Origin of the sequence: Fulvivirga kasyanovii (assembly GCF_009711405.1) — a bacterium.
GTDB lineage: Bacteria > Bacteroidota > Bacteroidia > Cytophagales > Cyclobacteriaceae > Fulvivirga > Fulvivirga kasyanovii.
In genome coordinates, this window is sequence record NZ_SMLW01000303.1 from 1 (window position 1) to 4,980 (window position 4,980).

The following is a 4,980-nucleotide window of genomic DNA, read 5'->3' on the forward strand; positions in this document are numbered from 1 at the left end:
GTTTTATCCTCAAATTCAGAAGCAAGTGAGTGTATTCTCGATTTAAGTAGTAATTTTCGTCCTTCTACAGTTCTTGTAAAAACAAGCTCACAGGCTCCGACAAGTCTTCTCCACTGTCTCTCAAAATATACTGCGAACGTTTTATTACGCCCCACCAGATCAGGTACGGAATGATAATCTTTTTGAGAGAAAATATTTAGAAACAAACTCTTGCGGATGATCACATACCGCGGATTATCAACTGTACCTATTATCTCCTGTAAGGATTTTATAAATGTCGATTTCTCGTAAGTAGTTCCTCCTTCCAGATGACAATAAATTGCGCCATAATCATCAACATCAGAAACCACGGTTAATTTAGAGATGTCCGTATGAATTGCTCCAACTTTTATGAGTGAATTTAATAGTGCTTCTCCAATCTGGTGAATATCTTTTGAAATGTCTCTGTACAGCAAATACGCTCTTAAGGTTTTGTAAGCAAGACCACCAAAAATAACTACACCAAGTCCACCGATAAACATTAACCAATACATTAAATCTTCCTTACTTTTGATATGGCGCACAACTCTTCCTAGTCCTTGTAATACTTCAAACCCAAATCCAACTAGCCCTGAGCCGAGCGTTGCTAACAGGTACTTGATGGTTCGGTTATAATAAAGGGACTTAACTTTCTTGTAGTCTTTGTCTTCTGGAAACGGCACTTTAATTTCCTCAATAAGAGTTATTCCACTTTCCAATGCTTGCTTCCATTTTTCTTTGAGCTGGTCTCGTTGTCCGGCAATAGTAAGCATTCTGTTATTTAGGTTGGCAATCTCATGTGCCGTTGTCATTTGAGCCGGCAAGGCAAGGCGTCCGATCCCGTTTTCAATACTCACTTCATCTCGGTATGATACACCTACAAAGGTTTTGAATCGTCTTTTCAGTAACTGAATATCGTCACCACTATCGGGTGCTGTGAGGTCGGTGCAGACCAAATGCCAGATGTTACCTGTCTTGTCTATGTTTTGCCTTTCAGTTCTAATGGCACGTCCTCTCATTTGATTGGACAGAACATAAGAGCCAACAAAACTAGCCAGGATCAGAGTATTAATGGATGGAGCATCCCAACCCTCACCCAGTAATGATTTTGTCCCGATTAGAACTTCGATGTTTCCCTTTTGAAAAACCTGTGTAATGATGTGAACGATGTCATGCTTAATTTGCTCTGTTGTGTTTACAACGAGGTACTGGTTATCAAAGGGAAGGGGAGAAGTGGATAGTCTTTCAACCTTATATTTAGCAGCCACCTCTTTGAATGCCTCAAAAGCAGAAACAGGTATGATAATTAATGAACCAGTAAGAACACCAATCTTAATTCCACGCTGATTGGTTCTGCGCAATTGCTCGAATATTGGCAGCACTCCAATCTTGTTAAGTTCCAGATCATTTGTTGATTTATTCACTAAGAATTCCTTACGGATATAATCGGTGAGAATGACCATCCGTAGATCTTCCTTTAAATTGCTATATTCAAAATCAACAATTTGGCTAATGCTTCTCAGTTTGCTAATACTTGAGCTCAGGAAGCTGCTAATTCTTTTGTTGTGCCTGAAGTTCACGGAACGTCTCTCCATTGCTCCATTCCGTTTTAACTTATTGGCCAGCCTTTGCTGATGTTCTCTATATACTGCAAAGTTTTGAGGATCTTTAAATAGGTAAAATGTTAGCAAGGTTTCAATCCATTCATAATTAAGTTTAGGAACTGAAAACTTCTTGTCTCCGATGACCTCAAGATGGTCATTTGTGATTTCTTTACCAACAGCATTGAGGAATATCAATGTCGCTGAGTAATATTCGAGATTGGTGTAAATCCAGTCGAGTTGTTTGTTTGGAGCCTGATAAATGGGATGCTTTTCAAGTGCTTGAACTAACGTGAGGTCTTCTTTTATTTCATTGAAAAGGGTATCAATACGTTTACGGTAATCGCTAATTTCCTGACTTTCTCCGGCTGTTGGGCGCGAAAAAAAGACGTAATCCTGATGTGGGCACAAGTCTCCTTCTACAACCAATTCAGGCACTGAAATTTCAGCATCTACAGGCCCATTCAACTCAATATAACGCTGCCATTCCAGGTGAGAAACATCATATGGAGGGGTAGCAGTAAGTCCAACAATTGTTGGGTTCAAAGCTTTCTTGATCTCCGTCAGCGATTGCCACCAGGCATTTTTGAGGTGATGTGCTTCATCAACCACAATTGTCTTGATGTTTTGAGCTTGTAAAAGCTGGATGATTTCTTTCGTCCTTGAATTTTTACGCCCGTTTCCATTATCTGCGTCTCCTTTTTCTTCTTCCAGTTCTTCTTTCTCCTCGTCCAGGTCAGACCCTGAACATGCGGCATGGAGTGCCTGATAAGTGGCGACTGTCAGAAATTTTGGATTCTTGATGTCTCTTGAAATCCATTCAGGCTTTTGTTTAACTTGTAAAAACAGTTCGCAAAATCGCTGTATCCATTGGTTTCTTATTGCCACTGTTGGAGCAAACACAAGCGTCGGTTTGTTCAGTCTGAGAGCAACTTCAAGTCCTAATACAGTCTTGCCAGAGCCTGGAGGAGCAATGATATGAAGATGGTTATCGTCAAGGTGTTCTTCTAATTCGTCGAGCACTCTCTTTTGATATTTTCTCCAGTCGTACTTAAATTTTATATAAGAAGGAAATTGCTTCAAGTTAGTTTCTGTTTAGGTTCAATGTCCACCTTGTCAGTAAAATTAAATAATGCTTTGGGTTCATTTATACTATTCTTATGGGCGGCTTCCCATGCTGGTACAATTTAGTTTTTGTCTTGGGGTCCGACCTTGAATTATTCCCTCAGATTGCTAATAATAATTTCTTTCGAGGAGGGTGTGAATATCAAAAGACCTAAAAATGTTATCAGTAGTTGTCCCATTCTTCCATGCCTGAATGTTAGCGATGGTTTATGTCCAAAGAATCTAGTCCACCAATCCTTTTATAATACGCATTAATATCACATGCATAGATTAGCTGAATTTCTTCTTCTTCAAGGCGCAATCTTGAGAACCAATTTCCGGGAGGGTTTTCGTCTGTAAGAAAGGAGAAATTTTCAAATAATATTTCTTCCTGAGTCTCCATTAATTTCCAAGTCCCTGAATTTTTCAGCTTAGTGTTATTAATGACGGTGTAGTGTTGATAGGTTCCATTCTCCATTATGTCAATTGTGTCTCTAGTCCAATGAGTAAAGATATATCGTCCAGGCAACAGTTCCTTTTCTATTTTGTCTGTTCTGCAATTGCACGATGAAAGTAGTAAGGCAATTAGAATGGTGAACAAGAATCTCATGTTATTTTATGTAAACAAAATCATTACTAACAATATGATATATAAGAATTCGCAAAAGATATTCGCATTATAATTTTTAAGTCCAGTAAATCCAATAGATTTTTATGGCTGCATAAGTATAAAAGGAAATAAGCGATATCTGAATCATCATAATATGTTGATTAAAACTTTATCACTTCAGATTACGATTAAAAAAAATAGTTGCGCAAAAATACTGCGTACTTACTCCTTTATTTTGTGCCTATCAATAGTGAATAAGTTATGGCAATTTTCAATAATCCGTTCAAGAGTAACAAGCCAAGTCCTGATTTTAATATAACAAAGCCCAGTCAGGTGGCCGGTATTTTTAATTGGGTGCTGAATGAGAACGAGGAGGTAGCTAGACGAGCTGCGGCAACTGTTCATCGGGTGCTTAAGGCTGAGACTTCTTTTAAGCGTAAAGGTCTTTACAATAGCTTTAAGTATATAAACCTGCAACCAGATGACCTGCAGCTTTTTGAGAGGTTTGAGTCTCACATAGCCCTATCTCTCTATGCCATTGCTTCGATGAATGGCAATGGCTATGTGCGCGAGGCAGCGGTACAAAAGCTTTCTTCAATACCAGAGAGTTCAACCTTTCCCTTTATCTTGTTTCGGTTGGGAGACTGGGTGCCGGCAGTTAGGGCACAAGCTGAAAACAGCGTGCGAAAACTCATTGAAGAAGCCAAACCATCTTTCTTTATTGAGCATCACAAGATCATTGATTGGCTGATACATGTTGAGCGCGTTGATCTTGGTGCAATACATGAGGAAATATCTCAATTCCTGTTTTCTGCTAAAAATATTAATGAACTACTTCAAACCATTGATGAATATCCGGAGGGCAGCCGGTATTATTTGTTCAAAAATCTGGTAAACAGACAGTTGCTTACACCCTCAATAGTGGAGTTGATCCTAAATGATAGTAGCTACTTAATCCGCCTCCTGGCGGTCAAGAATAGTGATATTATGGACAACCCGGCTTTGGTTAAAAAGCTTCTTTCTGACAAAAACCAGAAAATAAGGATTTATGCAATTAATAGCATCCAAATAGGGCAGGAGCAGCTTTATAAGAAAGCGTTATATCATTCCATATTTGACAGTTCATTTTTGGTCAGGTCAAAAGCGCGCGATCTGATATCCCGAATGGAGGAAGTTAATTTCTACAAACTTTATCAGGACCGTATAAACCAGCAACCAAGTATTGGTGCAATCATAGGATTGGCTGAAACGGGATCAAAAGCTGACATCCCTAAACTTGAGATGTTTATGCTATCAGAAACCTCAAAATATAGATCAGCATCCTTATTCGCGCTTTCAATTTTAGACTTTGATACTGCAAAAAGTAAGGCGTTTGAGCTACTAGAGGATTCGTCAAATATGGTAAAAAAGATGTGTGCAAACATTATCACATCTTCTCGTTCTGCCCGTGATTTGCCACGATTAAGGCCAATATTCGATAGTGGTGATCATGATACCAAGCGCTATGTGCTAAAAATAATAAGCCAGTACGGTGGATGGAGTGTTGCAGGTGATTTTTTAAAGGGCATTCAGGAACCAAATGAAATGCTCAAATATATGGCATATGCCTGCTTAAAAAGTTGGTACGTTTACTCCATGAGATTGGCA

At 38.9% G+C, this 4,980-nt stretch carries 3 protein-coding genes; 1 reads left to right on the plus strand and 2 read right to left on the minus strand.

The genetic code is table 11. The features are described 5' to 3' along the window. Positions 1-2,702, minus strand: a 2,702-nt coding sequence (locus E1163_RS02425; protein WP_155169096.1) for a DEAD/DEAH box helicase family protein, incomplete at its 3' end; no start/stop codon positions are given. Positions 2,703-2,940: 238 nt separating this feature from the next. Next, positions 2,941-3,201: a hypothetical protein gene (locus E1163_RS02430; protein WP_155169098.1), complete on the minus strand. Its 261-nt coding sequence runs from the start codon at positions 3,199-3,201 to the stop codon at positions 2,941-2,943. Positions 3,202-3,594: 393 nt separating this feature from the next. Between E1163_RS02430 and E1163_RS02435 the strand changes: the two genes are divergently transcribed. Further along, on the plus strand, positions 3,595-4,980 hold a 1,386-nt coding region (locus tag E1163_RS02435), incomplete at its 3' end, for a HEAT repeat domain-containing protein (protein WP_155169100.1).